Annotated in this window: 26 protein-coding genes and 1 tRNA gene; 14 read left to right on the top strand and 13 right to left on the bottom strand. The window is 67.9% G+C overall.

Features of this window, described 5'->3' with window-relative positions; translation table 11 throughout:
• Positions 1–7 precede the first annotated feature (7 nt).
• Both ACAM58_RS19800 and ACAM58_RS19795 read right to left on the bottom strand, forming a co-directional pair.
• Entirely contained in the window at positions 8–703 is a 696-nt protein-coding gene (locus tag ACAM58_RS19800; protein WP_369663381.1) for an amino acid ABC transporter permease, read from the bottom strand.
• A 90-nt stretch (positions 704–793) separates the two neighbouring features.
• The gene (locus ACAM58_RS19795) at positions 794–1,621 is read right to left on the bottom strand and encodes an ABC transporter substrate-binding protein (protein WP_015866814.1); all 828 of its coding nucleotides are present in this window, start codon (positions 1,619–1,621) and stop codon (positions 794–796) included.
• Between the two features lie 187 nt (positions 1,622–1,808).
• On the opposite strand from ACAM58_RS19795, the gene fabV reads away from it, so the two are divergent.
• From fabV to ACAM58_RS19780, 3 genes are read left to right on the top strand one after another with little or no spacing between them, the layout of a single operon-like run.
• Complete coding sequence (gene fabV / locus ACAM58_RS19790) at positions 1,809–3,005, top strand: enoyl-ACP reductase FabV (protein ID WP_369663380.1); 1,197 nt, start codon at positions 1,809–1,811, stop codon at positions 3,003–3,005.
• 26 nt (positions 3,006–3,031) lie between these two features.
• Positions 3,032–3,451: a group II truncated hemoglobin gene (locus ACAM58_RS19785; RefSeq protein ID WP_015866812.1), complete on the top strand. Its 420-nt coding sequence runs from the start codon at positions 3,032–3,034 to the stop codon at positions 3,449–3,451.
• Between the two features lie 29 nt (positions 3,452–3,480).
• On the top strand, positions 3,481–4,704 hold the full coding sequence (locus ACAM58_RS19780) for an NAD(P)/FAD-dependent oxidoreductase (RefSeq protein ID WP_369663379.1): 1,224 nt from the start codon (positions 3,481–3,483) through the stop codon (positions 4,702–4,704).
• A gap of 13 nt (positions 4,705–4,717) precedes the next feature.
• On the opposite strand, the gene ACAM58_RS19775 is transcribed toward ACAM58_RS19780, so the two are convergent.
• Positions 4,718–5,374 (bottom strand): Smr/MutS family protein, encoded by a 657-nt coding sequence (locus tag ACAM58_RS19775; RefSeq protein ID WP_015866810.1) that lies wholly within the window; start codon positions 5,372–5,374, stop codon positions 4,718–4,720.
• Complete coding sequence (gene radC, locus ACAM58_RS19770) at positions 5,374–6,051, bottom strand: DNA repair protein RadC (RefSeq protein WP_015866809.1); 678 nt, start codon at positions 6,049–6,051, stop codon at positions 5,374–5,376. The genes ACAM58_RS19775 and radC overlap by 1 nt, the downstream gene beginning before the upstream one ends.
• 109 nt (positions 6,052–6,160) lie before the next feature.
• Between radC and ACAM58_RS19765 the strand changes: the two genes are divergently transcribed.
• From ACAM58_RS19765 to ACAM58_RS19755, 3 genes are read left to right on the top strand one after another with little or no spacing between them, the layout of a single operon-like run.
• Positions 6,161–6,604 carry a peptidylprolyl isomerase gene (locus tag ACAM58_RS19765; RefSeq protein WP_015866808.1) on the top strand — a complete coding sequence of 148 codons (444 nt, stop codon included), beginning with the start codon at positions 6,161–6,163 and terminating at the stop codon, positions 6,602–6,604.
• Positions 6,605–6,638: 34 nt separating this feature from the next.
• Positions 6,639–7,607, top strand: coding sequence for a 4-hydroxy-3-methylbut-2-enyl diphosphate reductase (ispH, locus tag ACAM58_RS19760; protein WP_015866807.1), 969 nt, complete (start codon positions 6,639–6,641; stop codon positions 7,605–7,607).
• On the top strand, positions 7,604–8,566 hold the full coding sequence (locus ACAM58_RS19755) for a threonine/serine dehydratase (protein ID WP_369663378.1): 963 nt from the start codon (positions 7,604–7,606) through the stop codon (positions 8,564–8,566). The genes ispH and ACAM58_RS19755 overlap by 4 nt, the downstream gene beginning before the upstream one ends.
• A 112-nt stretch (positions 8,567–8,678) precedes the next feature.
• Here ACAM58_RS19755 and ACAM58_RS19750 read toward each other — a convergent pair whose 3' ends face one another.
• Positions 8,679–9,080: a VOC family protein gene (locus ACAM58_RS19750; RefSeq protein WP_015866805.1), complete on the bottom strand. Its 402-nt coding sequence runs from the start codon at positions 9,078–9,080 to the stop codon at positions 8,679–8,681.
• A 61-nt stretch (positions 9,081–9,141) separates the two neighbouring features.
• Here ACAM58_RS19750 and serS point away from each other — a divergent pair, with 61 nt between their 5' ends.
• The 3 genes from serS to ACAM58_RS19735 all read left to right on the top strand — a co-directional run bounded on the left by serS (position 9,142) and on the right by ACAM58_RS19735 (position 12,273).
• On the top strand, positions 9,142–10,473 hold the full coding sequence (gene serS, locus ACAM58_RS19745; protein ID WP_018905263.1) for a serine--tRNA ligase: 1,332 nt from the start codon (positions 9,142–9,144) through the stop codon (positions 10,471–10,473).
• A gap of 58 nt (positions 10,474–10,531) precedes the next feature.
• Positions 10,532–10,621: transfer RNA gene (locus ACAM58_RS19740), tRNA-Ser, on the top strand.
• Between the two features lie 236 nt (positions 10,622–10,857).
• Positions 10,858–12,273 (top strand): HAMP domain-containing sensor histidine kinase, encoded by a 1,416-nt coding sequence (locus tag ACAM58_RS19735; RefSeq protein ID WP_015866803.1) that lies wholly within the window; start codon positions 10,858–10,860, stop codon positions 12,271–12,273.
• Between the two features lie 140 nt (positions 12,274–12,413).
• Here ACAM58_RS19735 and ACAM58_RS19730 read toward each other — a convergent pair whose 3' ends face one another.
• The 7 genes from ACAM58_RS19730 to ACAM58_RS19700 form a co-directional block, all read right to left on the bottom strand.
• Entirely contained in the window at positions 12,414–13,016 is a 603-nt protein-coding gene (locus ACAM58_RS19730) for a LuxR C-terminal-related transcriptional regulator (RefSeq protein WP_015866802.1), read from the bottom strand.
• A gap of 72 nt (positions 13,017–13,088) precedes the next feature.
• Positions 13,089–14,420, bottom strand: a complete 1,332-nt coding sequence (locus tag ACAM58_RS19725; RefSeq protein WP_062365786.1) for a tryptophan--tRNA ligase — start codon at positions 14,418–14,420, stop codon at positions 13,089–13,091.
• A 16-nt stretch (positions 14,421–14,436) separates the two neighbouring features.
• Complete coding sequence (locus ACAM58_RS19720) at positions 14,437–15,108, bottom strand: site-2 protease family protein (RefSeq protein WP_015866800.1); 672 nt, start codon at positions 15,106–15,108, stop codon at positions 14,437–14,439.
• A 43-nt stretch (positions 15,109–15,151) separates the two neighbouring features.
• Positions 15,152–15,787, bottom strand: coding sequence for an L-threonylcarbamoyladenylate synthase (locus ACAM58_RS19715; RefSeq protein ID WP_015866799.1), 636 nt, complete (start codon positions 15,785–15,787; stop codon positions 15,152–15,154).
• A 15-nt stretch (positions 15,788–15,802) separates the two neighbouring features.
• On the bottom strand, positions 15,803–16,780 hold the full coding sequence (locus ACAM58_RS19710) for a DMT family transporter (protein WP_369663377.1): 978 nt from the start codon (positions 16,778–16,780) through the stop codon (positions 15,803–15,805).
• Positions 16,777–17,634, bottom strand: a complete 858-nt coding sequence (locus ACAM58_RS19705; RefSeq protein WP_062365789.1) for a 3',5'-nucleoside bisphosphate phosphatase — start codon at positions 17,632–17,634, stop codon at positions 16,777–16,779. Before ACAM58_RS19705 ends, ACAM58_RS19710 begins: the two co-directional genes overlap by 4 nt.
• 97 nt (positions 17,635–17,731) lie before the next feature.
• Entirely contained in the window at positions 17,732–18,766 is a 1,035-nt protein-coding gene (locus ACAM58_RS19700; protein ID WP_015866796.1) for a transporter, read from the bottom strand.
• Positions 18,767–18,918: 152 nt separating this feature from the next.
• Between ACAM58_RS19700 and ppk2 the strand changes: the two genes are divergently transcribed.
• Together ppk2 and ACAM58_RS19690 are read left to right on the top strand one after the other, a co-directional pair.
• Positions 18,919–19,836 carry a polyphosphate kinase 2 gene (gene ppk2, locus ACAM58_RS19695; protein WP_369664502.1) on the top strand — a complete coding sequence of 306 codons (918 nt, stop codon included), beginning with the start codon at positions 18,919–18,921 and terminating at the stop codon, positions 19,834–19,836.
• Between the two features lie 48 nt (positions 19,837–19,884).
• The gene (locus ACAM58_RS19690) at positions 19,885–20,952 is read left to right on the top strand and encodes a PHB depolymerase family esterase (RefSeq protein WP_369663376.1); all 1,068 of its coding nucleotides are present in this window, start codon (positions 19,885–19,887) and stop codon (positions 20,950–20,952) included.
• On the opposite strand, the gene ACAM58_RS19685 is transcribed toward ACAM58_RS19690, so the two are convergent.
• A complete protein-coding gene (locus tag ACAM58_RS19685; RefSeq protein WP_015866793.1) occupies positions 20,949–21,875 on the bottom strand; it encodes an AraC family transcriptional regulator in 927 nt (308 codons plus the stop codon). The two genes, ACAM58_RS19690 and ACAM58_RS19685, sit on opposite strands and share 4 nt — an antisense overlap.
• A 114-nt stretch (positions 21,876–21,989) precedes the next feature.
• On the opposite strand from ACAM58_RS19685, the gene ACAM58_RS19680 reads away from it, so the two are divergent.
• The 3 genes from ACAM58_RS19680 (at position 21,990) to urtA (ending at position 25,312) form a co-directional block, all read left to right on the top strand.
• Positions 21,990–22,376, top strand: a complete 387-nt coding sequence (locus ACAM58_RS19680; RefSeq protein WP_015866792.1) for a hypothetical protein — start codon at positions 21,990–21,992, stop codon at positions 22,374–22,376.
• A gap of 76 nt (positions 22,377–22,452) precedes the next feature.
• Positions 22,453–23,925, top strand: coding sequence for an MFS transporter (locus ACAM58_RS19675; protein WP_369663375.1), 1,473 nt, complete (start codon positions 22,453–22,455; stop codon positions 23,923–23,925).
• A 118-nt stretch (positions 23,926–24,043) separates the two neighbouring features.
• Positions 24,044–25,312, top strand: a complete 1,269-nt coding sequence (urtA, locus tag ACAM58_RS19670) for an urea ABC transporter substrate-binding protein (protein ID WP_015866788.1) — start codon at positions 24,044–24,046, stop codon at positions 25,310–25,312.
• The last annotated feature ends 110 nt before the right edge of the window (positions 25,313–25,422 follow it).

Here is a 25,422-nt window from a genome sequence, read left to right as displayed (position 1 = left end):
GACAGCCCTAGATGGTCCGCACCGGGAACCGGTGGTGGTACCAGGTCGCCAGCCCCGTGATGGCCAGCGACACCGTCAGGTACGCCGCGCTCGCGAACGCGAACGACTCGAAGCTGCGGAAGCTCGCGCTCTCGACCTGCCCGGCCTGGTACATCAGCTCGGCCACGCCGATCACGGTGGCGATCGAGGTGTTCTTCCACAGGCTCAGCGTCTGCGAGATCAGCGGCGGCACCGTCACGCGCAGCGCCTGCGGCAGCACCACGCGTCGCATGGTGCCCAGGAAGCTGAAGCCCAGCGCGCGGCCGGCCTCGAACTGCACCGTGGGAATCGCGCGGATGCCGCTGCGGATGTCCTCCGCCATGAAGGCGGCCGTGTAGAGCGACAGCGCGATGATGGCGCTGTAGGCTTCGATGTGGCCCGCATAGAGCCACTGCTTGATGCCCTCGGGCAGCAGCTCGGGCGCGCCGAAGTACCAGAACAGCATGTGCGCGAGCAGCGGGATGTTGCGGATGCTCTCCACATACGCAAAGCCGAGCCAGCGCAGCGGCGCGAGCGGCGAAAGGCGCAAGAGCGCCACCACCAGTGCAATCGGCAGCGCCAGCACGAGCGAGGCCGCGAGCAGCTGCAGCGACAGCCACAGGCCCGCGACCAGCATGTCGTGGTACTTGCCGGTCAAGAGCAGCGAATAGTCGAACAGGGGCATGGGGGGCGACAGTATCACTGCCGAGGACTGTTCAGAGGCCGCAAGCCCCCATCCCTGCCTTCCCCCGGAAGGGGAAGGAGAAATACCATGTCAGTCGATCTTGTCGCTCTCGAGCTTGAAGTCGCGCGTCTGGAAGCCCGAGGCGGTATTCGGCCCATACCACTTGACGAAGATCTTCTGCGCTTCGCCCGACTTCTCGAGCTCGCGCAGCGTGTCGTCCACCACGGCCTTGAGCGCGCTTTCGCCCTTCTTGATGCCGATGGCCAGCGCCTCGGTGCTCAGGTTCTGCTTGAGCACCACGTACTGGGCCTTCTGCGGGCCGAGCTTGGCGTAGCTGCGCAGCAGCGCGGCCTCGTCGTCCACGTAGCCCACGCCCTTGCCCTGCTGCAGCGCCTGGAAGGCCTGCTGGCTGGTGTCGAAGGTCACGACCTCGGCGGTGGGCACGGCCTTGCGGATGTTGGGCTCCTGCGTGCCGCCGCGGATGGTCAGCACCTTCTTGCCGGCGAGCTGCGGCACCTCGGTGATGCCGCTGTCCTTCTTCACGATGGCCTTCTGGCCGGTGACGAAGGTGGTCAACGAGAAGTCGATCTGCGCCTCGCGCTCCTTGTTGTGCGTGAGGCCGGCGGCCACCAGGTCGACGTGGCCCTGCTGCAGTTCGGGAATGCGCGCGGCCACGGCAATCTGCTTGAGCACCGGCTTCACGCCGATCTTCTTGGCAATGGCGTTCACCAGGTCGACCTCGTAGCCGACGATCTGCCGCGTCTTCGGGTCGATGAAGGTGGCGGGTTCGTCGGTGCCGAGCACGCCGACCACGAGCTCGCCCTTCTTCTTGATGTCGGCGAGCTGGTCGGCGTGGGCGGCGATGCCCGTCAGCAGGGTGGAGGCGGCGAGGGCCGCGGCAAGCAGGGTGTGGCGCATGGTTGTTCTCACTCCGGATGAAAAGACGAAGGGCTGGACCCTATCAACAAAACCCGCGATTATTAAATCCTCAATCGACATATGCATATGGCCTTGCAGGATCGGCCCTGGCACGGCCTGGGTTAAATTCGCGGCGCAAAAACCCGCGCCCCCGGCCCCCGCGGCATCCCTCTTCAGCGAGCTCTTCATGATCATCAAACCGCGCGTGCGTGGCTTCATCTGCGTCACGACCCATCCTGCGGGCTGCGAGGCCAACGTCAGGCAGCAGATCGACCATGTCAAGGCGAAGGGACCGATCGCGGGCGGACCGAAGAGGGTGCTGGTCATCGGCGCATCGACCGGCTACGGCCTCGCCGCACGCATCACCGCGGCCTTCGGCTGCGGCGCCGGCACGCTGGGCGTCTTCTTCGAGCGGCCCGGCAGCGAGAGCAAGCCCGGCTCGCCCGGCTGGTACAACACGGCCGCCTTCCACCGCGCCGCCGCGCAAGAGGGCCTCTACGCCAAGAGCATCAACGGCGACGGTTTTTCCGACGACGTGAAGCAGAAAACCATCGAGGCGATCCGCGAGGAGCTGGGCCAGGTCGACCTCGTCGTCTACAGCCTGGCCGCGCCGCGGCGCACCCATCCGAAGACCGGCGAAGTCTTCAACTCGACGCTCAAGCCCATCGGCAAGGCCGTGAGCCTGCGCGGCCTCGACACCGACAACGAAGTCGTCAAGGACACCGTGCTCGAGCCCGCCACGCAGAAAGAGATCGACGACACCGTGGCGGTGATGGGCGGCGAAGATTGGCAGATGTGGATCGACGCGCTGCAGGCCGCCGGCGTGCTGGCCGATGGCGCCAAGACCACCGCCTTCACCTACCTGGGCGAGCGGATCACGCACGACATCTATTGGAACGGCTCCATCGGCGCCGCCAAGAAGGACCTCGACCAGAAGGTGCTCGGCATCCGCGCGGGCCTGGCCGCGAAGGGCGGCGATGCGCGCGTTTCGGTGCTGAAGGCGGTGGTCACGCAGGCGAGCTCGGCGATTCCGGTGATGCCGCTGTACCTGTCGCTGCTGTTCAAGGTGATGAAGGCCGAGGGCACGCACGAGGGCTGCATCGAGCAGGTCCACGGGCTTTTTGCCGACAGCCTCTATGGCAGCGCGCCGCACCTCGACGAGGAGGGCCGGCTGCGCGCGGACTACAAGGAACTGTCCCCGCAAGTGCAGGCGCGCGTGACGGCGCTCTGGCCCCAGGTCACGAGCCAGAACGTCCGTGAACTCACCGATCTCGCCGGCTACAAGGCGGAGTTCCTGCGCCTTTTCGGCTTCGGCATCGAAGGCGTGGACTACGAGGCCGACGTGAATCCCGACGTGGGAATTCCGAACCTCGTCCAGGCCTGACAGGCGCACAGAGGGATACTCCCGCCATGCAGATTCACGAAAAGCCTCCCGCCGATACCCCCTTCGAATGGATCGGGGGCGAACCCCGGGTGCAGGCGCTGGTCGACCGCTTCTACGACCTGATGGAGCTCGAACCGGCTTATGCGCAGCTGCGCGCGGTCCACGGCACGAGCCTCGACAACGCACGCCAGCGCCTCTTCTGGTTCCTGTGCGGCTGGCTCGGCGGCCCGCAGCACTACACCGACCGTTTCGGCCATCCGATGCTGCGCGCGCGGCATCTGCCGCAAAGCATCGGCGGCCACAGCATCGGCATCAAGGAGCGCGACCAGTGGCTGGCCTGCATGGACCAGGCCATGGGCGAGACCGGCGTGCCCGAGGGATTGCGCGCACGCCTGCGCGATTCGTTTTTCCAGACGGCCGACTGGATGCGCAATCGCGGCGAATAAATAAAACAGACAACGAAAGATCCTCTTCCATGAATTCCATCGTCATCATCGGCGGCGGCCACGCCGCGGCCCAGCTTTGCGCGGGGCTGGCTGAAGCCGGGCAGGGCGCGCGCGTGCACCTGGTCTGCGAGGAGGCTTGCGAGCCGTACCACCGGCCGCCGCTGTCGAAGGCCTTTCTCAAGAGCGCCGAGGAAACCACGCAGCCGCACAAGGCCGCCGACTGGTACCGCGAAGCGGGCATCACGCTGCATCTGGGCGATGCGGCCGTGGCCATCGACCGCGAGGCGCACACCGTCACCTTGCGCTCGGGCGCGATCCTGCCGTGGGAGCGGCTGGTGCTGGCCACCGGCACGCGCGCGCGGCAGATGCCCGACCTGCAGCCCGGCCTCGAGAACGTGGCCAGCCTGCGCGCCGCCGACGAAGCGCATCGCCTGCGCTCTCGGCTGGCTGCCGCGCAGCAGGTCACGGTGCTGGGCGGCGGCTTCATCGGGCTCGAAGTGGCGGCCACCGCCAAGGCGCTCGGCAAGAGCGTGCAGGTGATCGAGAGCGCGCCGCGGCTGCTGGGCCGCGCCGTGTCTCCCGAGCTGTCGGCGCACGTGCTCGCCACGCATCGTGCGGCGGGCATCGACATCGTGCTCGGCGCGCGCACCGGCGCCTTCGAGGTCGAGGGCGAGCGGCTGCTGTCGATCCAGGTCAACGGCGTGAAGCAGCCGGTGGACCTGCTGCTGCTGGGCATCGGCGCGGTGCCCGAGACCGCGCTGGCGCAGGCCGCGGGCATCGAGTGCGCCGACGGCATCGTGGTCGACGGCCACATGCAGACCAGCGCGCCCGACGTGCTCGCCGTGGGCGATTGCACGCGCTTTCCCGACCGCCGCGCGGGCCGCGCGCTGCGGCTCGAATCGGTGCAGAACGCGAACGACCAGGCGCGCACCGCCGTAGCCACGCTGACCGGCGCGCCGCGTCCGCACGACGCGGTGCCATGGTTCTGGTCCGACCAGGGCAGCATGCGCCTGCAGATGGTCGGCCTGATGCCGGCCGAGGGCACGCCGGGCCTGTCCAGCGTGCGCCGCGCCGGCCCCAAGCCCGAGGCGTTCTCGCTGTTCCACTATGTCGACGGGCAGCTCGCATGCGTCGAATCGGTCAATGCGCCGGTCGATCACATGATGAGCCGCAAGCTGCTCGAGGCGGGCCGCAGCCCCGATGCGGCGGCGGTGGCGGATGTCTCGATCCCGCTGAAGAACCACCTGGCCTGACGGCCTGCCGCAGTCAGCGCCGCGCAGGGGCCAGCAGAACCACCAGCGCGCCGGCCCCGCCCTCGGCCGGCTTGGCCTGCACGAAGGCGATCACCTCGTTCTTCTGGATCAGCCAGCGCTGCGTCTTGGTCTTGAGCACCGGCTGCTTGCCGGGCGAGCCCAGGCCCTTGCCGTGCACCACGCGCACGCAGCGCAGCCCCTGCTTGTAGGCATTGCGGATGAAGCCGCCGAGCGCCTCGCGCGCCTCGTCGCTGCGCAGGCCGTGCAGGTCGACCTGCGCCTGGATGCTCCAGTCGCCCTTGCGCAGCCGCGCGGTCACGTCGGTGCCGATGCCGGGGCGGCGAAAGCTCATGGCGTCGTCGACGTCGAGCAGGGTGGTCACGTCGAACTCGTCGGACAGGGACTCGCGCAGCACGCGCTGCTCGTCGAGCTGGTGCTGCACCGGAATGGGCGCCGGCGGCTCGGGCGCGAGCGGCACCACGGCCTTGCGGCGCAGCGGCTCGGTCGCGCCGATGGCGCGCGCGAACAGGTCTTTCTCGGCCATGCGCTTGCGCTCGGCCGCGGCCTTGGCGGCGGCCGCTGCCGCTTCGCGCTCGCGGGTCTCGGCCAGCGTGCGCTGCACCTGCTTCAGGTCGGCCAGGTTCTTGATGGGCGGCGTGCGGGAAGCCATCAGAGCAGCCCTTTCTCGGCCATCGAATAGCTCTGGCCGGCGCTGACGATCACATGGTCGAGCACGCGCACGTCGATCAGCGAAAGCGCGGCCCTGAGCGTCTGGGTGAGCGACTCGTCGGCCCGCGAGGGCTCGATGCTGCCGCTCGGATGGTTGTGCGACAGCACCACGGCCGCGGCCTGGTGGTGCAGCGCACGCGTGACCACTTCGCGCGGGTAGACGCTGGTCTGGGTGAGCGTTCCGCGAAACAGCTCCTCCAGCACGATCAGCCGGTGCTGCGCATCGAGAAACAGCACCGCGAACACCTCGTAGGGGCGCGATCCGATGTGCAGCTGCAGGTACTGCTTGACGGTGCCGGGCGAGTCGAACACCGTGCGCTCCTTCAGGCGCTCGGCCATGGCGCGGCGCGCCAGTTCGAGCACGGCGATGAGCTCGGCGCGCTTGGCGTCGCCGCCCATGCCCTTGATCACCTTCAGGTCCTCGGCGCTCGTCTGCAGCAGGCCCGAAAGGCCGCCGAAGTGGTCGAGCAGCTCCTGCGCGAGCTGGAGCACGTTTTTTCCCGCCACGCCGGTGCGCAGCAGCAACGCCAGCAGCTCGGCGTCGGCCAGCGCGGCGGCGCCCCGCGCGATGAGCTTTTCGCGCGGGCGGGCGTGGGCGGGGAGATCCTTGAATGCCATCGAAAACCTGGGTGAAACCTTGAAAGAGCGGGTGGAAGCCCCCGTTCCTTAAAATGCAGTCCAGTTTATCGGGACACCCACCTTGTCTTTGCCTACCTCCGCTGCACCCATGTCCCACGTTGTGACTTCCGGCTCGTTCCTGACCCTGCATTACCGGCTGGCCGGTCCGGCGGGCGACATCATCAACACCTTTGCCGACAAGCCCGCGACCCTGTCGCTGGGCACCGGCGAGCTCTCGCCCGCCATGGAGCAGCGGCTCATGGGCCTGGAAGAGGGCACCCACGCCACCTTCGAGCTGCCCGCCGGCGAGGCCTTCGGCGAGCGCAATCCCGAGATGCAGCAATGGGTGGCCCGCAAGCTGCTCGCGCAGATGGGCGACCCCGACGAGCAGTACGCGGTCGGCGACGTGGTGCAGTTCCCCACGCCCGATGGCGCGGGCAGCTATGCGGGCGCGGTGGTCGAATCGAACGAAACCGCGGTGCGCTTCGACTTCAACCATCCACTGGCCGGGCAGCCCGTGACCTTCGAGGTCCGGCTGATCGGTGTCCTATGAGCGGCCCGGCTGCAAGAACCGCAGGATCCCTGGCATGAACCCGAACATCGAGGAAGTGATCCTTGCCGAGCCGCGCGGCTTCTGCGCCGGCGTGGACCGCGCCATCGAGATCGTCGAGCGCGCCATTGCCAAGTTCGGCGCGCCGATCTACGTGCGCCACGAGATCGTGCACAACACCTACGTGGTCAACGAGCTCAAGGCCAAGGGCGCGATCTTCATCGAGGACCTGGCCGACGTGCCGCCCGGCGCCACGCTGGTGTTCAGCGCGCATGGCGTGAGCAAGGCGGTGCAGCAGGAGGCGCGCGACCGCGGCTTCGACGTCTTCGATGCCACCTGCCCGCTGGTGACCAAGGTGCACGTCGAGGTCGCCAAGCTCGCCAAGGAGGGCTACGAGTTCATCATGATCGGCCACAAGGGACACCCCGAGGTCGAAGGCACCATGGGCCAGCTTTCGAGCGGCATCCACCTGGTGGAAGACGTGGAAGACGTGGCGAAGGTGGCGCCCGCGCAGACCGAGAAGCTCGCCGTGGTCACGCAGACCACGCTCAGCGTGGACGACGCGGCCGAGATCGCGGCGGCCGTGCGCACGCGCTTTCCGAAGGTGCGCGAGCCCAAACAGCAGGACATCTGCTATGCCACGCAGAACCGCCAGGACGCGGTCAAGATCCTGAGCCCGCAGGTCGACTTGGTGATCGTGGTCGGCAGCCCCACCAGCTCCAACAGCAACCGGCTGCGCGAGCTGGCCGAGCGCCTGGGCACCGAAAGCTACATGGTCGATTCGGCCGACGAGCTCAAGCCCGAGTGGTTCGAGGGCAAGGGCCGGGTCGGCCTCACGGCCGGCGCTTCCGCTCCCGAGGTGCTGGTGCGCGAAGTGGTCGAGCGCGTGAGGGCGCTGGGCGCGGTGTCGGTCCGCAAGATGGACGGCATCGAGGAAACCATCAAGTTTCCGCTCCCCAAGGGCCTCAAGCTCGACGACATTCCCCCTCCTGGACACATCTCTTGAACAACGAAAACACCCGCTGGCGCTCTGAAACCGAGAGCGCCTCCCGCAGGCTGCGCGAGCGCGCCGGCGGCTTCCTGCGCCAGACCCCGCTCTGGAAATTGCCGTCCGCGGCCTTCGGCCTCGCGGCGCCGGGCGTGGAGCTGTGGCTCAAGCTCGAGCACATGCAGGTGAGCGGCAGCTTCAAGGCGCGCGGCATGATGAACCGCCTGCTGGCCAACGACATTCCCGAAAGCGGCGTGATCGTGGCCTCGGGCGGTAACGCGGGCATTGCCACCGCGGCGGCCGCCAAGGCGCTGGGCGTGCGCTGCCAGGTGTTCCTGCCGGGCGTCTCGCCCGAAGCCAAGCGCGCCCGCCTGAGGGCGCTCGGCGCCGAGGTGGTGGTGGTCGGGGAGCTCTATCCCGACGCGCTGGCGGCCTGCCTCGCGCGCCAGGAGGAAACCGGCGCCTTGCTCACGCATGCCTACGACCAGCCCGAAGTCGTGGCCGGCGCGGGCACGCTCGGCCAGGAGATCGAGGCAGAGGGCGGCCTGCCCGATTCCGTGCTCGTGAGCGTGGGCGGCGGCGGCCTGATCGGCGGCCTTGCCGGCTGGTTCGAAAAGCGCGCCCGCGTGGTGGCGCTCGAGCCCGAAAAGGCGCCCACGCTGTACCGCGCCCGCCAGGCCGGCGAGCCGGTCGACGTCGAGGTGGGCGGCATTGCCGCCGATTCGCTCGGCGCGCGCCGCATCGGCGCCATTTCCTGGGACATCACCCAGCAATACGTGCAGGACGCACTGCTCCTGTCCGACGAATCCATCCGCGCCGCGCAGCAGTGGCTGTGGAAGGAATTGAAGCTCGCCGTGGAGCCGGCCGCCGCGCTGCCGCTGGCGGCGCTGCAGACCGGTGCCTACGTGCCGCGCGAAGGCGAGAAGGTCTGCCTGATCGTCTGCGGCGCGAATGTCGACCCGGCCACCGTGGCCTGAGGCGGACAGCGAGGCGGCCGCCGCCGGGCCGCCCCAAGGCGAGCCGCGCCTCCCCCCCGGGGGGTGGCGAATTACACGCAGCGCAGCGAAGTGAAAAGCCGGGGGGCTCTATTTACTTCTCGCAATTGACCATCCAAGGCACACCGAACTTGTCCTTCAGCATGCCGAAGCCCGCGGCCCAGAACTGCGGGCCGAACGGCATCGTGACCTCGCCGCCTTCGGCCAGCGCATCGAACAGCTTCTTTCCCTCGTCCACGCTGCTGCCCTGAACCGACAGCGAAAAGCCCTTGTGCCCCTCGAAGGGCATGCCGGGCGGCATGTCGGAGGCCATCAGCTGGTGGCCACGGGCCTCCAGCGTGGCGTGCATGATCTTGTCCTTGTAGGCGGCCGGCGTTTCGGCACCCATCGGGCTTTCGCCGAAGCTCATGCTGAAGACGACCTTGCCGCCCAGCGCCTTCGCGTAGAAGGCCAGCGCCTCGGCCGCGTTGCCGTTGAATGTCAGATAGGCTTGCATCGCTCTTTCCCTTCGGTTGAAGTTGCGGGAGGGCGATGCTACGCCCACCTAAAATCCCCCCATGCTTGACATCACTCTGCTCCGCAAAGACCTGGCCTCCGCTGTGGCCGGCCTCGAAAAACGCAAGAAGAACCAGCCCTACCTCGATGTGTCGGCGTTCACCGCGCTCGAGGCCGAGCGCAAGACGCTGCAAACCCGCACCGAGGAGATCCAGGCCCGGCGCAACGCGCTGAACAAGCAGATCGGCCCGCTCAAGGCCAAGGGCGAGCCGGTCGATGCGCTGATGGCCGAGGTCAATGCGCTCAAGGCCGAGCAGGAATCGCAGTCCGCGCGGCTCGACCAGATCCAGCCCGAACTGCAGGCACTGCTGCTGGCCGTGCCCAACCTGCCGCACGCCAGCGTGCCGGTCGGCGAGGACGAAACCGGCAATGTCGAGATGCGCCGCTGGAGCCCGCAGGGCGGTGCCGGCGCCAATGCCGCGCCGCTGCCCTTCGCGGCCAAGGACCACGTCGACCTGGGCGCGCCCCTGGGGCTCGACTTCGAGATGGGCGCCAAGCTCGCGGGCTCGCGCTTCACCGTCATGAAGGGGCCGATCGCCCGGCTGCACCGCGCGCTCGCGCAGTTCATGCTCGACACCCAGACCGAGAAGCACGGCTATGCCGAGTGCTACGTGCCCTACATCGTCAACGCCGCCACCCTCAGCGGCACCGGCCAGCTGCCCAAGTTCGAAGGCGACCTGTTCGCTGCCAAGAAGGGCGGCCAGGAGGGCGAGCCCGCGCCCGACCATTCGGCGCTCTACCTCATTCCGACCAGCGAAGTGCCGCTCACCAACTTCGTGCGCGACGAGGTGGTGGCCGAGGCCCAATTGCCGATCAAGCTCACGGCCCACACGCCGTGCTTCCGCTCCGAAGCGGGCAGCGCCGGGCGCGACACGCGCGGCATGATCCGCCAGCACCAGTTCGACAAGGTCGAGATGGTGCAGATCGTCCACCCCGAAAAGAGCTACGACGCGCTCGAGCAGATGACCGGCCACGCCGAGGCCGTGCTGCAGGCGCTCGAGCTGCCGTACCGCGTGGTGCTGCTGTGCACCGGCGACATGGGCTTTGGCGCCACCAAGACCTACGACCTCGAGGTGTGGCTGCCGGCGCAGAACACCTACCGCGAGATCAGCTCGGTCTCGAATTGCGAAGCCTTCCAGGCGCGCCGCCTGCAGGCCCGTTTCAAGAACGCGCAGGGCAAGAACGAACTCGTCCACACCCTCAACGGCTCGGGCCTGGCGGTGGGCCGCACATTGGTCGCGGTGCTGGAAAACCACCAGAACGAGGACGGCTCGATCAACGTGCCCGCGGCGCTGCGGCCCTACCTCGGCGGACTGGAACTGTTGCGCGGCTGAACGAGCGGGCTTCAAAAGCCCGGTTTTGGTCTGCTATAATCGCAGGCTCGACAGCACCGGAGAGGTGGCAGAGTGGTCGAATGTACCTGACTCGAAATCAGGCGTACTAGCGATAGTACCGAGGGTTCGAATCCCTCCCTCTCCTCCAAGAATGGCCCCGCAAAGGGGCTATTTTTTTGCCCGTTGCACGGCCCGGCCATCCGCGCCGGCGAAACCGGAGCCTTTCGTTTCCCATGCCTTCGCGTTTTTCGCGGCCGCTGCTCAAGGCGTCCGGGCAAGCTTCGAAGCAACTGTATCGGGCCGTTAAGATCGCACCTCCCCATGCCCCCCGCATGCCGGGATTTTTTCCTTGTAGTCCCGAATGAACAAGAGGCTCCGCGCCACATGGCCAATCCGTCGATCGCGAGCGTGACACCGGTCCCGGCTTCGGCCGACGAAGCTGAATCCTGGGTACGCGGCGAGCTGATCCGCAGCCTCATGCGCTCCGCGCGCGGGTCCTACATTGTTTCGGCGGCGCTCATGCCGGGGATGGTCGGCCTGAACTGGAGCTATGTGCCCCGATGGGAACTGCTGACCTGGCTTGCCGCGGGCCTCATTGCCACGGCTTGCCGGGCCTGGGGCGCGAGGGTCTATGCCGTGCGCTACGCCGGCCGGAGCGCGGCGGCGCAGCAGCAGTTCACCGAACGCTATGGCTTCATCTGGAGCACCAGCGCGGTGGTCTGGGGCCTGTCGATCCTGCTGTTCTTCGAGCGCACGCCGCAGGTCAACCAGTTCATGAGCTGGCTCATCGTGGCCGGCGTCGGCACCTTTCCGCTCAACGGGCTGGCGCTGCATCCACCGCTGCTCAAGCGCTACGTCAACACGCTGTTCATCACGATGCTGGGGGCGGTTCTGATCCGGCTCGTGAGCATCAACCTCGTGGAGCCGCATTTCCAGTACGGCTTCCTGATGCCGATCCTGCCGATCCTGCACTGGTTCCTGCTGCTGCGCGCGGGGCGCCACATCCACGAGACGGCGCGCAACAGCCTGGAGCTGCTGTTCCACAACCACATCCTGATCAAGTCGCTCACGCAGCAGCGGCAGGCCGCGGTGGCGGCCGTGGCCATGAAGAACCGCTTTCTCGCGAGCGCCGCGCACGACATGCGCCAGCCGGTGCTGGCCTTGTCGCTCTACGCCGACTGGCTGCGCAACGAGCCCGAACTGGTGCTGGAACTCGCGCCCAAGATCGTTCGCGCCACGCACGCGGTGAACGCGCTGTTCGATTCGATGTTCGACCTCGCGCGCATCGATTCGGGCCAGGTGCGCCTGCACATCGAGCGTGTGGACGTGGCCGAACTGCTGCATGACCTGGAACTGCAATACCGCCCGGTAGCGGAAAGCCGGGGGCTCGATTTCCGCGTGCACGTGACCGAGGGCAGCTTCCTGACTGACCCGATCCGGGTGCGCCGCATGCTCGGCAACTTGCTGGCCAACGCGATCAAGTACACCACCGACGGCGGCGTGCTGCTGGCCTCGCGGCAAACGCGCGACGGCCTGCGCGTGGAGGTGTGGGACACCGGCATCGGCATTGCGCCCGAACACCTGCGCGACGTGTTCCTGGAGTTCTACAAGGTGGCCGACCACGCCGGCACGTCCGACGGCTTCGGCCTGGGCCTGGCCATCGTCGCGCGCCTCTCGCACGTGCTGGGCCATCCCGTCAGCGTGCGCTCCCGCCTCGGCAGCGGCAGCGTGTTCCGCGTCGCCCTGCACGACGCCGACGAAGCCGTGGCCCAAGCCCGCGTCAGCGCCTCCGGCGGCTGAGCCGGCGGCCAATAAAAAACCGCGCATAAGGCGCGGTTCAACCCTTCCAGAAACACCGAGGAACCGGCTTTGCCGGGCCTCCGGTGTTGCCCCCTTGAGGGGGAGGCGGCTACACGAAGTGAGCCGCTTCGGGGGTGGGCTCAGCTACCGGAAAGCAACCCGTTGGTCCGCGCGTAATGCAGCGCCTGCGTGCGGCTCTTCACGCCCAGGCGGCGGAACAGGCGCCACAGGTGCACCTTCACGGTGTGCTCGCTGATCTCGAGGTCGGTGGCGATGTCGCGGTTGCTCATGCCCTTGTCGAGCATCGCGATCAGCTGCGTCTGGCGCTTCGACAGCTTGCTGTTGCTGGCCAGCGCCGGCTCGTCCGCTTCTTCCGAGCCCGCCATCAGCAGGCCGCGCAGCGCGGCGGCCAGTTCGGCCGAGCTGGCCGACTTCTCGATGTAGGTGTCGGCGCCGGCTTCGATGCAGGCGTCTTCCATGTCCCCGGCCGGTGCTGCCGAATAGACGGCGATCGGCACGTTCGGATAGACCTGCTTGACAGCGACCACGCCCGAGACGCCATTGGTGTCGGGCAGCTTCAGGTCGAGGCAGAAAAGCGTTGGCTCGCCGCGCTGCTGGACCGCACTCGCGAGCTTGTCGAGGCGCTCGAGCTCGACGATGTTTTCGGCCGGCCGCAGACGCCGCAGCACCATCACGATCGCGTCGCGCATCAGGGGGTGGTCGTCGATGACATAAATGCTCATGTTTTCTTCCTTAGTGATCGCACGGTCTTCTCTCGTCAGTCCTCGGCGGGTAAGCCGATGGATATTGCCGGATCAACTTCCGTTGGTAGAGGTTGTTGTCTCCGCCAGTGCTTCCAGCGCCTCGTTCGCGGCGCGCAATTCTTCCGGGCCGGCCGGCTCGAGCTGTTCGGCGAGCGCGGCCAGTGCCGCGCCGCGCTGCTGCTGCAGGGCGGCGATGGCGCGGCCGGCTTCCTGCGGCGAGGCGAATCCGCGGCTCTGCAGCAAGGTGGCGCCGTGGGCGTCGAGCAGCTTGAAATAGAACAGGCCGTCGCGCTCGCGGTACTGCTTGAAACTCGGCTTGGCTATCTTGGCCGCCTTGCGGGCACCGCCCTTGTCGCGGCCCGATGCAAGGTTGCGCAGCCCCACCGCGTGGCGCAGCTCGGCCATGAAGGGGCGCGAGAGCTTGCGGGCCTTTTCGGCGCCGATGAGCAGGATGCGCTCGATCTCCGCCGGGTCGTTCATCAGCGCTTCGTAGCGCGCGCGCAGCGGCGTCACCTCGAGGTCGATGCGCTCGAACAGCATCTGCTTGGCGTCGCCCCAGCCGATGCCGTCGGCGTACGCCTTGCGCAGCGCCTCGGTTTCTTCGGCGCTGGCAAAGGCCTGGTAGATCTGGAACAGCGCCGAGCCTTCGGTGTCCTTGGGCTCGCCGGGCGCGCGCGAGTCGGTCACGATGCTGGCGATCTGCTTTTGCAGCTGCGCGCGCGGCGCGAACATGGCAATGGTGTTGCCGTAGCTCTTGCTCATCTTGCGGCCGTCGAGGCCGGGCAGGGTGGCGACGGCATCGTCGATCTCGGCTTCGGGCAGCGTGAAGTGCTCGCCGTACTGGTGGTTGAAGCGCTGCGCCATGTCGCGCGCCATCTCGATGTGCTGCACCTGGTCGCGCCCCACGGGCACCTTGTGCGCGTTGAACATCAGGATGTCGGCGCCCATCAGCACCGGGTACATGAAGAGGCCGGCTGTGACGTCGGCGTCTGGGTCTTCGCCCTTGGCGATGTTCTTGTCGAGCTGCGCCTTGTAGGCGTGGGCGCGGTTGAGCACGCCCTTGCCGGTCACGCAGGTGAGGAACCAGGTGAGCTCGGTGATCTCGACGATGTCCGACTGGCGGTAAAAGGTGACGCGTTCCGGGTCGAGCCCGCAGGCCAGCCAGCTCGCGGCGATCTCGAGCGTGGAGCGCTGGATCAGCGCCGGCTCCTGCACCTTGATGAGCGCGTGGTAGTCGGCCAGGAAGAAGAAGCTCTCGACGCCCGGCGCGACGCTCTGGCGTACCGAATGGCGGATCGAGCCGACGTAGTTGCCGAGGTGCGGCGTGCCCGACGGCGTGATGCCGGTCAGGACGCGCAGGGGAGCGGGGGAAGACGAAGCCATGGCAGGAGAGGAGAACTTAACGCAGCAAAGCCGTGAGCGGAGAGATGAGCAGGTTGATGGCCATGTAGCCGAAGTCCATCAGCGGACGCAGCCAGAAGGTGCTGACGATGCCCGCGAGCACCAGGCCCATCACGATGAAGAAACCGAAGGGCTCGATGCGCGCGAGGAAATTCTGCGCCGGTCCGTTGGGCAGCAGGCCTGCAAGAACGCGGCCGCCATCGAGCGGAGGCAGCGGAAAGAGATTGAAGGCCCACATCACGAGGTTGACCAGCACACCGCCCTGCGCCATCTTGATGAAAAAGGTTTCATCGATGCCGGCCGCTACCAGCCCCACGAGCACCAGCGCCCAGAGGATGGCCTGCACGAAATTGGACGCAGGCCCTGCCAGAGCCACCCAGATCATGTCGCGCTTCGGATGGCGAAGGCGCCCGAAGTTCACCGGCACCGGCTTGGCATAGCCGAACAGGAAGGCTCCGGAGGTTGCGAAGTACAGCATCAGCGGCATCAGGATGGTCCCGATGGGGTCGATGTGCTTGATCGGGTTGAGCGTGACGCGGCCCATGGCCTCGGCCGTGTTGTCGCCGAAGTGGCGCGCCACATAGCCATGCGCCGCCTCGTGCACCGTGATCGCAAAGACCACGGGCAAAGCGTAAATAAGTACGGTCTGTATCAGGTTGGAAATATCCACTGGGCGATTGTGTCAGACGGAGTGAAAGCTGCGGTGCCGCTTGTCAGAGGCCAAGCACCGCCAGCGTGCCGCGGCCCTGCCGCACCACCACCGGATCGTCGCCCGTGCCCATGGGCGTGAGGTCCACCACGGTGGTGGGTTGCGAAGGGCAGGCGCCGGCGTCGATGACGGCGCCGATCTGCTTTTCGAAGCGCTCGCGGATGGTCTGCGCGTCGTTCAGCGCCTCGGTCTCGCCAGGCGCGATCAAGGTGGTGGCCAGAAGCGGCGCGCCGTGCAGCATCAGCAGCTCGAGCAGCACCTTGTGGTCGGGCACGCGCAGGCCGATGGTCTTGCGCTGCGGATGGCTCACGCGCCGCGGCACTTCCTTGGTGGCCTCGAGCAGGAAGGTGTAGGGCCCGGGCGTCGCGGCCTTCAGCAGCCGGTACTGCTTGTTGTCGACGCGCGCGTAGTTGGCCAGCTCGCTCAGGTCGCGGCACAGCAGCGTGAGATGGTGCTTCTCGTCGACCTGGCGGATGCGGCGCAATTGGTCGACCGCGTCCTTGTCGTCGAGGTGGCAGGCCAGCGCGTAGCTCGAATCGGTGGGCACGGCCACGATCTCGCCGCGCTGCAAGAGCGCGGCGGCCTGCTTGAGCAGCCGCTGCTGCGGGTTCTCGGGGTGGACTTCGAAATACTGGGCCATACAAAAGACTCCTGATCAGGATTCGGCCGGCTCGATCGGCACGCGGCGCTCGCGCACCGTGAGCCAGGCGCCGGCCGCGCCGCACACCGCGATCATCGACATGCCGATGAGCGAGAAGCGGTCGGGCACGTGGGAAAAGACCAGCCAGCCACCGAACATGGCAAACGCGATCTGCGCATAGAGGTAGGGCGTGAGCGTGGATGCCGGTGCGCGCTGGTAGGCCAGGATGAGGATGAAGTGTCCCACCGTGCCCATGAACCCCATGAGGCACAGCAAGGCCCACCAGTGCCACGAGGGCAGGGCGGTCCACACGAAGGGCAGCGCCAGCGAGGCGATCAGCGCGCCCACCCAGCCGGTATAGAAATGCATCGTGAGCGGATTCTCGGTCTGCGCCAGCTTGCTCGTGAGCACCTGGAACCAGGCGTTGGTCAGCACCAGCCCAATGGGCAGCAGCACGGCCCAGCTGAACGCATCGCCGCCCGGACGCAGGATGACCAGCGTGCCGGCGAAGCCGCCGGCCACCAGCACCCAGCGCAGCGCAGAGACCTGCTCCTTGAGCGTGGTGGCCGCAAGCAGGGTGATGACGAGCGGCGCAATGAGCACGATGGAGGTGAACTCGGCCAGCGGCATGTAGCGCAGGCTCAGGAAGGCCAGCGTGCTCGACACCAGCAGCAGCGCGCCGCGCAGCAGCTGGTAGCGCGGATGCCGCGTGCGCAGCAGGGCCGTGCCATGCCGCGGCAGCAGCACCGCGGTGGTGGCCACGGCCTGGAAGGCATAGCGGAACCACACGCCCATCAGAATGGGCACGGCGGCGGTGGAGGTCTTGGTGGCGGTGTCGAGCGTGGCAAAGCAGGCCACCGCCACCAGCACCATGCCGATGCCCGCGAGGATGCGTTCGGACTCGAGGTCGCGCGTCTGGCGTGCCGCGGCGCGGGCGTTCGCCAGTGCCGCCGTTGCCGCGCTGTCGCTGCCGGACCCGGGGCTCTGGCTCACTGCTGGATACGGTGGCTGAGCAGTTCCCACACCGGCGTGAGCGCACCGGGCAACGGTGGCAGCTTGCCGAGATCGCAATGGCTTTCGTCGGGGCTGTGGAAATCGCTGCCGCGCGAGGCGGCGAAATCGAACTCGAGCGCCTTGTCGGCGTACTCGACGTATTCGGCGGTCGTGTGGCTGCCGGTGACGACCTCGATCGCCCGCCCGCCATGCGCCTTGAATTCGAGGAACAGCGCGTATTCCTCGTTGGCGGTGAACTTGTAGCGCCCCGGATGCGCGATGACGGCCATGCCCTTGGCGGCCGTGATCCAGTGCACCGCATCCTTGAGCGAGGCCCAGCGGTGCGGCACGTAGCCGGGCTTGCCTTCGGTCAGGTACTTGCGGAACACCTCGGGCGTGTCGCGGCAGTGGCCCTGCTCGACCAGGAAGCGCGCGAAGTGGGTGCGCGAGATCAGCTCGGGATTGCCGACGAACTTGAGCGCGCCTTCGTAGGCGCCGTGGATGCCGACCTTGGCCAGCCCCTCGGACATTTCCTGCGCGCGCTTGCCGCGGCCGCCGCGCGTGTCGTAGAGGCCCTGCGTCATGGCGGCGTCGTCGGGGTCGAAGCCCAGGCCGACGATGTGCACGGTCTCGTTGGCGAAGGTCACCGAGATCTCGGTGCCCGTGAGATAGCGGATGCCGTTGGCGCGCGCCGCGGCGGCCGCGCGGTGCTGGCCGCCGACTTCGTCATGGTCGGTGAGCGCCCAGAGCTCGACCCCGTTGGCGGCGGCGCGCGCGGCCAATTCTTCGGGCGTCAATGTGCCGTCGGAAACCACGGAATGGCAGTGCAGATCGGCATTGAGAATGGAGGACACATTTGCATTCTATTGGGTCTGGAACATCGATGCGGGCGCATGGATGCTATTGTGGTTGCTATTAAATAAATAGCATTACTGCGGCGGCCGGCGCGGCTCAGCGCTTCTTGCGAAAAGCCGCCCAAGCAGCCACCGCGGTGAAGCTCGCGACGATCGCCACCACGATCCAGAACCCGTGCTTGTGCTCGGCCAGCGGAATGCCGCCCACGTTCATGCCGAACAGGCCCGCCAGGATATTGATCGGCAGCGCGAGCACGGTCACCACCGTCAGCACGAACAGGCTGCGGTTGTTGTCCTCGTTCACGTTGGCGGCGATTTCTTCCTGCAGCAGCTTGATGCGCTCCTGCAGCGCCTGCATGTCGCGCAGCACCACCGAGAACTCCTCTGTCGAACCCCGAAGCTCCTGCGCATCGGGCTCCGCCATCCAGGCCGGCGGGCCCTGCAGCAGGCGGAAGAGGGCGGCGGGCTCGGGGGCCAAGAGGCGCTGCAGCCGCACCAGCAGCCGGCGCAGCACGCCGAGCCGGGCGCGCTTGTGGTCGAGCCGGCCGGCCAGCAGCTCGTCCTCGATGCGGTCGATGCGCGAAGTGACGCCGCGCACGATCTTCACCAGCACGTCGGCCTGCGCGCGCAGCAGGTGCTCGAGCAGTTCGGTGCTCGAGCGCGGCGCGTCGCCGGCCTTGACCGCCGTGCGCAGCGCGTCGACCGAGCGCAGCGGCTTGGTGCGCGCCGTGACCACCAGCCGCGGCCCCACGCTGATCCAGAGCGTGGAGATGTCCGAGGGCTCGAAGCTGAACTCGAAGTGCACGTCATTGATCACGGCGATCAGCGAATCGTCGGCGCGCTCGATGCGCGTGGAGGGCAGGCCTTCGTGCAGCGTTTCGTAGAAGGTGTCGGACAGGCGCGCATGGCGCAGCAGCCAGCGCTCCGCTTGCGCGTGGCTCAGGTTGAAGTGCAGCCAGAGGAAGGAAGACTCCGGCGAAGAGGGCGCAGCGGCGTCCAGCCAGGCCGCAGCCTGCGCCGAGTCGATCGCGCGCACGGGTTCCGGCGCCGCGGCGTCGAACAGGTAGCCGCAGATCAGTCCGGCTTCGTCGCCGCCATATGAATTGGCGGCCAGGTCATGGAGTGCCGGCAAGGTGCGTTGGATCAGGAAGGACGGAGGGTGTGCACCGGATGGTGTTCGCCATATGTGACAACTTCGTGTCGGCGCCATGCGGCCCGTCACGCAACCGTCATCTGCGGCGGGCAGCATGCCCCGTTCCACCCCACACCTTCTTTTTGCCCATGATGCTGACGAGCGCACTTCCGGACCACGAGGAGCTGATGCAACGCATCGCCCGCGACTTGATCGACAGCTACGACGAGGAGCTCGAACTGGAGATCGAGGACCGCAACATCGACGGCCTCGACCCCGCGTCGCGCACGGACGACAAGGCCGCGCGCCAGGCCTATTTCAAGGAACTGTTCCGGCTGCAGGGCGAGCTCGTGAAGCTGCAGGACTGGGTGCAGCACAGCAAGCAGAAGGTGGTCATTCTTTTCGAGGGCCGCGACGCGGCGGGCAAGGGCGGCGTCATCAAGCGCATCACGCAGCGCCTGAACCCGCGCGTGGCCCGCGTGGCCGCGCTGCCTGCGCCCAACGACCGCGAACGCACGCAGTGGTACTTCCAGCGCTATGCGGCGCACCTGCCGGCCGCCGGCGAAATGGTGCTGTTCGACCGCAGCTGGTACAACCGCGCCGGCGTGGAACGCGTGATGGGCTTTTGCAGCGACGACGAGTACGAGGAGTTCTTCCGCACCGTGCCGGAGTTCGAGAAGATGCTGGTGCGATCGGGCATCAAGCTCATCAAGTACTGGTTCTCCATCACCGACGACGAGCAGCACATGCGCTTCCTGGGCCGCATCCACGATCCGCTCAAGCAATGGAAGCTCAGCCCCATGGACCTGGAAAGCCGCCGCCGATGGGAGGAATACACCAAGGCGAAGGAAATCATGCTGGAGCGCACCCACATTGCGGAGGCGCCGTGGTGGGTGGTGCAGGCGGTGGACAAGAAGAAGGCGCGGCTGAACTGCATCAGCCACCTGCTGGGCCAGCTGCCCTACCAGGAGGTGCCGCATCCGCCGGTGGAGCTGCCCGCGCGCGAGCGCCATGCCGACTACCTGCGCCAGCCGGTGCCGGCCAGCATGATCGTGCCGGAAATCTACTAGGGCCTCGGCCGCTGTTTGGATGGCCGGCGCTTTGCGTCACACTGCGCCATGGCCCGCCGTTCCACCGCTTCCCTGTTCGCCCGCGCGTATGAGCGCAACCTGAAGGCCCTCACGAAGATCACGCTCGGCAACAGCAAGCGCGTGGCGGGCCAGGTGCAGCGCGCAACCGCCAAGCGGCTCAAGCCGCCGCCGGGCAAGGGCGACTGGCTCGGCGGCATGGCGCTGGGGCCCGGCGGTGCGCGCGGCTACCACCTGTTCCGCCCGGCCGGCCTGCAACTGCAGCCCGGCGAGAAGCTGCCGCTCATGGTCATGCTGCACGGCTGCGGCCAGACCGGGCGCGACTTCGCGGCCAGCACGCGAATGAACGCGCTTGCGGTGCGCCAGCGCTTCCTGGTGCTCTACCTGGAGCAGGACAGGCTGGCCCACCCCCAGGGCTGCTGGAACTGGTACGAGCGGCGCTCCGGCAAGGCCGACGCCGAGGCCGCCACCTTGATGGCGGCCATCGACCAGGCCTCGATGCTCTATCCGGTGGACCGCGAGCGCATCGCGTTGGCGGGCCTGTCGGCCGGGGCCAGCATGGCGGCGCTGCTGGCCACGCGCTATCCGGCCCGCTTTCGCGCCGTGGCCATGCATTCGGGCGTGGCGCCGGGCGCAGCGAAGTCCTCGGCCACGGCCCTGGGCGCGATGCGCGGGCAGCACACGCCGCCGATGCCGACCACCGCGGTCGGCAAGGCCATGGGCGCGGCCGCCGTGTTCGCGACCCTGCCGCCGATGCTGGTGATCCATGGCGAGGCCGATGCCGTGGTGGCGCCGAGCAATGCCGTCAACAGCGCGGCCGTGTGGGCCACGGCCGTGGGCGCCAAGCCGGGGGCCGCGCGCACGCTGCAGCGCGGCAAGCGGCACGCCATGCGGCTGACCGAGTTCCGGCGCAAGGGCCGCACGCTGGTCGTGCTGTGCGAGATCGCGGGACTCGGCCATGCCTGGAGCGGCGGTGCCGCCCAGCTGCTCTTCAGCGACCCGGCCGGGCCCGATGCCACGCGCATGGTGTGGGCCTTTGCGGCGGCGCAGTTCAAGCACGCGGCCAAGATCAAGGCGGGCCTTCCGGCGGGCGCCTAGGCGGCAGCGCCCTCGCGCGCCGCGGCGCGCCATGCGCCCGGTGCCATGCCCATGCGGCGCTTGAAGGCCTTGCTGAAGGCAGCTTCCGATTCGTAGCCCACCGCGCCTGCGATCGCACCCACGGCCGCATGGCCCTGGCCCAGCATGTTGCCGGCCTTGAACATGCGCCACTGCGTGAGGTATTCGAGCGGCGCCTGGCCCACGCGCTCGCGAAAGCGCTGCGCGAAGGCCGAGCGCGACAGGCTCGCCGTCGAGGCCAGCGCTTCCACCGTCCAGTCGCGCGCCATGTCCTTGTGCATGGCGCGCAGCGCGGGGCCGATGCGCGCGTCGGCCAGCGCGGCCAACCAGCCCGTCTGCGATTCGCCATGGGCCGCCACGTGGGCACGCACCGCCTGCACGAACACGATGTCGGCCAGCCGGCTCACGAGCAGGCCCGAACCCAGGCCCGGCTCGCCGGTTTCCATCGCGAGCAGCTGCAGCGTGCCCTGCAGCGCCAAGGCGCGCGCCTCTTCCATCTTCACGTGCAGCAGCACCGGCAGCAGGTCGAGCAGCGGACGCGCGGCGCGCTGGTCGAAGTGGAACCAGCCGCAGATCACCGAGGCCGCGGTGCCCGTGCCGCCCAGCTCGACCACGCCGCCGATGCGGTCGCGCACCACCGAGGCGCAGCTCACCGTGGGCGTGTTCGGGTGGTCGCGCAGCACATAGGGCGTGCCGTGCGCGAGCACGTAGCAGTCGCCCGCGGCCAGGGGCACGGGCTGTGCGACGCCCGGCGCCTCGAGCAGGCAGCTGCCGCGCACCACGAGGCCGAAGCGGGCGCTCTCTCCGCCAGCCAGGCTCACGCCCCAGGGCGCGCCGGCCTCGAGCCGGGCGTACAGCGCGCTGCGCACGCGCATGGCGGCGAAAACGTCGTCGAGTGGGTCCATGAAGGCTCCGGTGGCAGTGGACGAATGGACAAGATTGTCGGCTTTGCGGGCATTCACTGTCCACTCGCCGCGGCGGAAACTGCGACTTCACTCTCACCGCACAGGAGCAGACACATGCATGCCGACACCCACGCCGCAGAGCTCGCCGAACGCTACGTCGCCCTCTGGAACCTGCCGGACGCCGGCGCCCGCCGCGACGCCATCGCCAGCCTCTGGGTGCCGCAGGGCGAGCACTACGTGCGCACGCTGCAGGCCAAGGGCTACGAGGCGCTGGAGCAACGCGTCGCCAGCTCGCACGAAAAGAATGTGCGCGGCAACGGCTTTCGCTTCATTGCCACCGGCGATGCCCAGCTGCTGCGCGACACCGTGATGTTCCATTGGCAGATGGTCCCTGCCGCGGGCGGCCCGGTCGCTGCGCTCGGGCTGGAGTTCCTGCTGCTGGCCGAGGACGGCCGCATCGCCATCGACTACCAGTTCATCCTGCCGACGCCCGCCGCCTGATCGCTTGGACAAAGGCCGGCCATGACCTGCGAGGTCATTGCCGCCATACGCCGCCACCCCAACACTCGAGGCCATCATGACCCAGTCCAATCCCGCTGTTCCCGCCGCATCGCTTTCCTCCTCCCCTGGCATCCACGGCACGGGCGCAACGAAGCCCGGCCCGCTGGCCCTGTGGGTCGTGCTCAGCGGCACCTTCCTGGTGGTGCTGGACTTCTTCATCGTCAACGTCGCGCTGCCCTCGATGCAGCGCGAACTGCTGGCGAGCACCGCCACGCTGCAACTGGTGGTGGCGGGCTACGGCCTGGCCACTGCCGCCGGCCTCATAACCGGCGGCCGCCTGGGCGACCTTTTCGGCCGCCGCCGCATGTTCATGCTCGGCCTCCTGCTGTTCACGCTGGCCTCGGCCGCCTGCGGCTTTGCGCCGAATGCCGAATTGCTGGTGGCGGCGCGCGTGCTGCAGGGGCTGGCCGGTGCGCTGCTGCAGCCGCAGGTGCTCGCGATGATCGGCCTGGCCTACACCGGCGAAGACCGCGCGCGCGCCTTTGCGGCCTACGGGCTCACGCTGGGGCTTGGCGCCACGCTGGGGCAGCTGGTGGGCGGCTTGCTGATCCATGCGGACCTGGCGGGGCTGGGCTGGCGCAGCTGCTTTCTCATCAACGTGCCGATCGGGCTGCTGGCGTTGGCGTTGGCACCGCGCCTCATTCCGCCGCTTGCGAACAGTGGCAGCAACAGCAAGCTCGACCTTGCCGGCATGCTGCTGGTGGCAGCGGGTTCGGTCGCCGTGGTGCTGCCGCTGGTGGAAGGCCGCCAGCAAGGCTGGCCGCTGTGGAGCTGGCTGTGCCTTGCCGCCGCGCTGCCGCTGCTCGCTGCGTTCGCTTTCCAGCAGCGCCGGCTGGCCGCGCACGGCGGTGCGCCACTGGTGGCGCCCGTGCTGCTCGCGAACCGTCGCTTCGTCATGGGACTCTTCACCACGCTGGCCTTCTATGTCGGCAATGCCTCGCTCTACTTCGTGCTGGCGCTCTACCTGCAGCAAGGCCTGGCGCTCGGCCCGCTGAGCTCGGGCATCGTCTTCACCTCATTGGCGGTCGGCTTCTTCGCAACCTCGATGGCCGGCGCGCGCCTGGCACGCCGCTCCGGCGGCAAGCCTCCGATCGCGCTCGGCGCCCTGGTGCTGGCCGCGGGCCATGCATTGCAGTTCGTCAACGTGGCGGGGTGGGCCGGACACACGCACGTGGCCGCGTGGATGGTGCCGCTGCTGCTGGTGCAGGGCGCGGGGCTCGGCATGGTGATGGCGCCGCTGGTGTCCACCGTGCTGGCCGGCCTGCCGCCGCAGCATGCGGGCGTGGCGTCGGGCGTGCTGTCGATGGTGCAGCAGGCGAGCAATGCGCTGGGCGTGGCGCTGATCGGAATCCTGTTCTATGGGCGGCTGGGCGATACACCGGATGCGGCGGCCTATGCCAGCGCGTTCGGTGTGGCGCTGGTGTACCTGATGGTGTCCGCGCTGGTGGTGGCCCTGCTGCATCGGCGCGGCAGCCGGCTGCCGTCCTGAGTACCTCCGTGTACGCCACCCGGCGTATTTCTCGCGGACGGGCGAATCCGCAGACTCTCCTCCATCGTCCGGCTCGACCGGCGACCAGGTTTCAACCACCCCCGGAGCAGGAGTCCACATGCAACGTCGTTTCACACTCAAGGCGCTCACCGCCGCCGTCGCCCTGGCCAGCATCTCCGCTGCGCCGGCCTTTGCCGCCGACACCATCAAGGTCGGCGTGCTGCACTCGCTGTCGGGCACGATGGCCATTTCGGAAACCGTGTTGAAAGACACGGTGCTGATGGCCATCGACGACATCAACAAGAAGGGCGGCGTGCTGGGCAAGCAGCTCGAGCCCGTGGTGGTCGACCCGGCGTCCAACTGGCCGCTGTTCGCAGAAAAGACCAAGCAGCTGCTCGGCCAGGACAAGGTCTCGGTGATCTTCGGCTGCTGGACCTCGGTGTCGCGCAAGTCGGTGCTGCCGGTGGTCGAGGAAATGAACGGCCTCTTGTTCTACCCCGTGCAGTACGAGGGCGAAGAGCTCAGCAAGAACGTGTTCTACACCGGCGCCGCGCCCAATCAGCAGGCCATTCCGGCGGTCGACTACCTGATGAGCAAGGAAGGCGGCGGCGCCAAGCGCTGGGTGCTGCTGGGCACCGACTATGTCTACCCCCGCACCACCAACAAGATCCTGCGCGCCTACCTCAAGAGCAAGGGCGTGAAGGACACCGACATCGACGAGAAGTACACCCCCTTCGGCCACAGCGACTACCAGACCATCGTTGCCGACATCAAGAAGTTCTCCTCGGGCGGCAAGACCGCGGTGGTCTCGACCATCAACGGCGACTCGAACGTGCCCTTCTACAAGGAACTCGGCAACGCAGGCCTCAAGGCCAAGGACGTGCCGGTGGTGGCCTTCTCGGTGGGCGAGGAAGAACTGCGCGGCGTGGACACCAAGCCGCTGGTCGGCCACCTGGCTGCATGGAACTACTTCATGTCGATCAAGAACCCGACCAACACCGCGTTCATCAAGCAGTGGAGCGACTACGCCAAGGCCAAGAACATCGCCGGCCACAAGGACAAGCCGCTCACCAACGACCCGATGGAAGCCACCTGGATCGGCATCCACATGTGGAAGCAGGCCGTGGAGAAGGCCAAGAGCACCGACACCGACAAGGTGATCGCGGCGATGGCCGGCCAGACCTTCACGGCCCCCTCGGGCATCGTCTCGAAGATGGACGAGAAGAACCATCACCTGCACAAGAGCGTGTTCATCGGCGAGATCAAGGCCGACGGCCAGTTCAGCGTGGTGTGGAAGACGCCGGGCCCGGTCAAGGCCAAGCCGTGGAGCCCGTACATCGAAGGCAATGACAAGAAGCCGGATCAGCCGGCCGGCAAGTCGCTGTAACTGGCTCATTGCCAAGCTCCTTCTCTTGCTCCCTCTCCCCTCGGGGAGAGGGCAGGGGTGAGGGCAGCGGCGGTCGATCTGGCCGCCGCGTCTGTTGGAAGGCCGCCGGC

Origin of the sequence: Variovorax sp. V116, from assembly GCF_041154435.1 — a bacterium.
Classification (GTDB): domain Bacteria; phylum Pseudomonadota; class Gammaproteobacteria; order Burkholderiales; family Burkholderiaceae_C; genus Variovorax; species Variovorax paradoxus.
Note: the sequence above shows the minus strand (reverse complement) of the source record. Positions and strands in the feature narration are given on the sequence as shown.

What these genes read in the sequence shown, in the direction of transcription:
- ACAM58_RS19795 (WP_015866814.1), bottom strand. Translation starts at nt 1,621, where the DNA reads ATGCGCCACACCCTGCTTGCCGCGGCCCTCGCCGCCTCCACCCTGCTG.
- ppk2 (WP_369664502.1), top strand. Translation starts at nt 18,919, where the DNA reads ATGCTGACGAGCGCACTTCCGGACCACGAGGAGCTGATGCAACGCATC.
- ACAM58_RS19685 (WP_015866793.1), bottom strand. Translation starts at nt 21,875, where the DNA reads ATGGACCCACTCGACGACGTTTTCGCCGCCATGCGCGTGCGCAGCGCG.
- ACAM58_RS19750 (WP_015866805.1), bottom strand. Translation starts at nt 9,080, where the DNA reads ATGCAAGCCTATCTGACATTCAACGGCAACGCGGCCGAGGCGCTGGCC.
- ACAM58_RS19715 (WP_015866799.1), bottom strand. Translation starts at nt 15,787, where the DNA reads ATGGCCCAGTATTTCGAAGTCCACCCCGAGAACCCGCAGCAGCGGCTG.
- radC (WP_015866809.1), bottom strand. Translation starts at nt 6,051, where the DNA reads ATGGCATTCAAGGATCTCCCCGCCCACGCCCGCCCGCGCGAAAAGCTC.
- ACAM58_RS19785 (WP_015866812.1), top strand. Translation starts at nt 3,032, where the DNA reads ATGCAGATTCACGAAAAGCCTCCCGCCGATACCCCCTTCGAATGGATC.
- ACAM58_RS19780 (WP_369663379.1), top strand. Translation starts at nt 3,481, where the DNA reads ATGAATTCCATCGTCATCATCGGCGGCGGCCACGCCGCGGCCCAGCTT.
- ACAM58_RS19675 (WP_369663375.1), top strand. Translation starts at nt 22,453, where the DNA reads ATGACCCAGTCCAATCCCGCTGTTCCCGCCGCATCGCTTTCCTCCTCC.
- ACAM58_RS19735 (WP_015866803.1), top strand. Translation starts at nt 10,858, where the DNA reads ATGGCCAATCCGTCGATCGCGAGCGTGACACCGGTCCCGGCTTCGGCC.
- ACAM58_RS19775 (WP_015866810.1), bottom strand. Translation starts at nt 5,374, where the DNA reads ATGGCTTCCCGCACGCCGCCCATCAAGAACCTGGCCGACCTGAAGCAG.
- ACAM58_RS19690 (WP_369663376.1), top strand. Translation starts at nt 19,885, where the DNA reads ATGGCCCGCCGTTCCACCGCTTCCCTGTTCGCCCGCGCGTATGAGCGC.
- serS (WP_018905263.1), top strand. Translation starts at nt 9,142, where the DNA reads ATGCTTGACATCACTCTGCTCCGCAAAGACCTGGCCTCCGCTGTGGCC.
- urtA (WP_015866788.1), top strand. Translation starts at nt 24,044, where the DNA reads ATGCAACGTCGTTTCACACTCAAGGCGCTCACCGCCGCCGTCGCCCTG.
- ACAM58_RS19730 (WP_015866802.1), bottom strand. Translation starts at nt 13,016, where the DNA reads ATGAGCATTTATGTCATCGACGACCACCCCCTGATGCGCGACGCGATC.
- ACAM58_RS19765 (WP_015866808.1), top strand. Translation starts at nt 6,161, where the DNA reads ATGTCCCACGTTGTGACTTCCGGCTCGTTCCTGACCCTGCATTACCGG.
- ACAM58_RS19800 (WP_369663381.1), bottom strand. Translation starts at nt 703, where the DNA reads ATGCCCCTGTTCGACTATTCGCTGCTCTTGACCGGCAAGTACCACGAC.
- fabV (WP_369663380.1), top strand. Translation starts at nt 1,809, where the DNA reads ATGATCATCAAACCGCGCGTGCGTGGCTTCATCTGCGTCACGACCCAT.
- ispH (WP_015866807.1), top strand. Translation starts at nt 6,639, where the DNA reads ATGAACCCGAACATCGAGGAAGTGATCCTTGCCGAGCCGCGCGGCTTC.
- ACAM58_RS19725 (WP_062365786.1), bottom strand. Translation starts at nt 14,420, where the DNA reads ATGGCTTCGTCTTCCCCCGCTCCCCTGCGCGTCCTGACCGGCATCACG.
- ACAM58_RS19680 (WP_015866792.1), top strand. Translation starts at nt 21,990, where the DNA reads ATGCATGCCGACACCCACGCCGCAGAGCTCGCCGAACGCTACGTCGCC.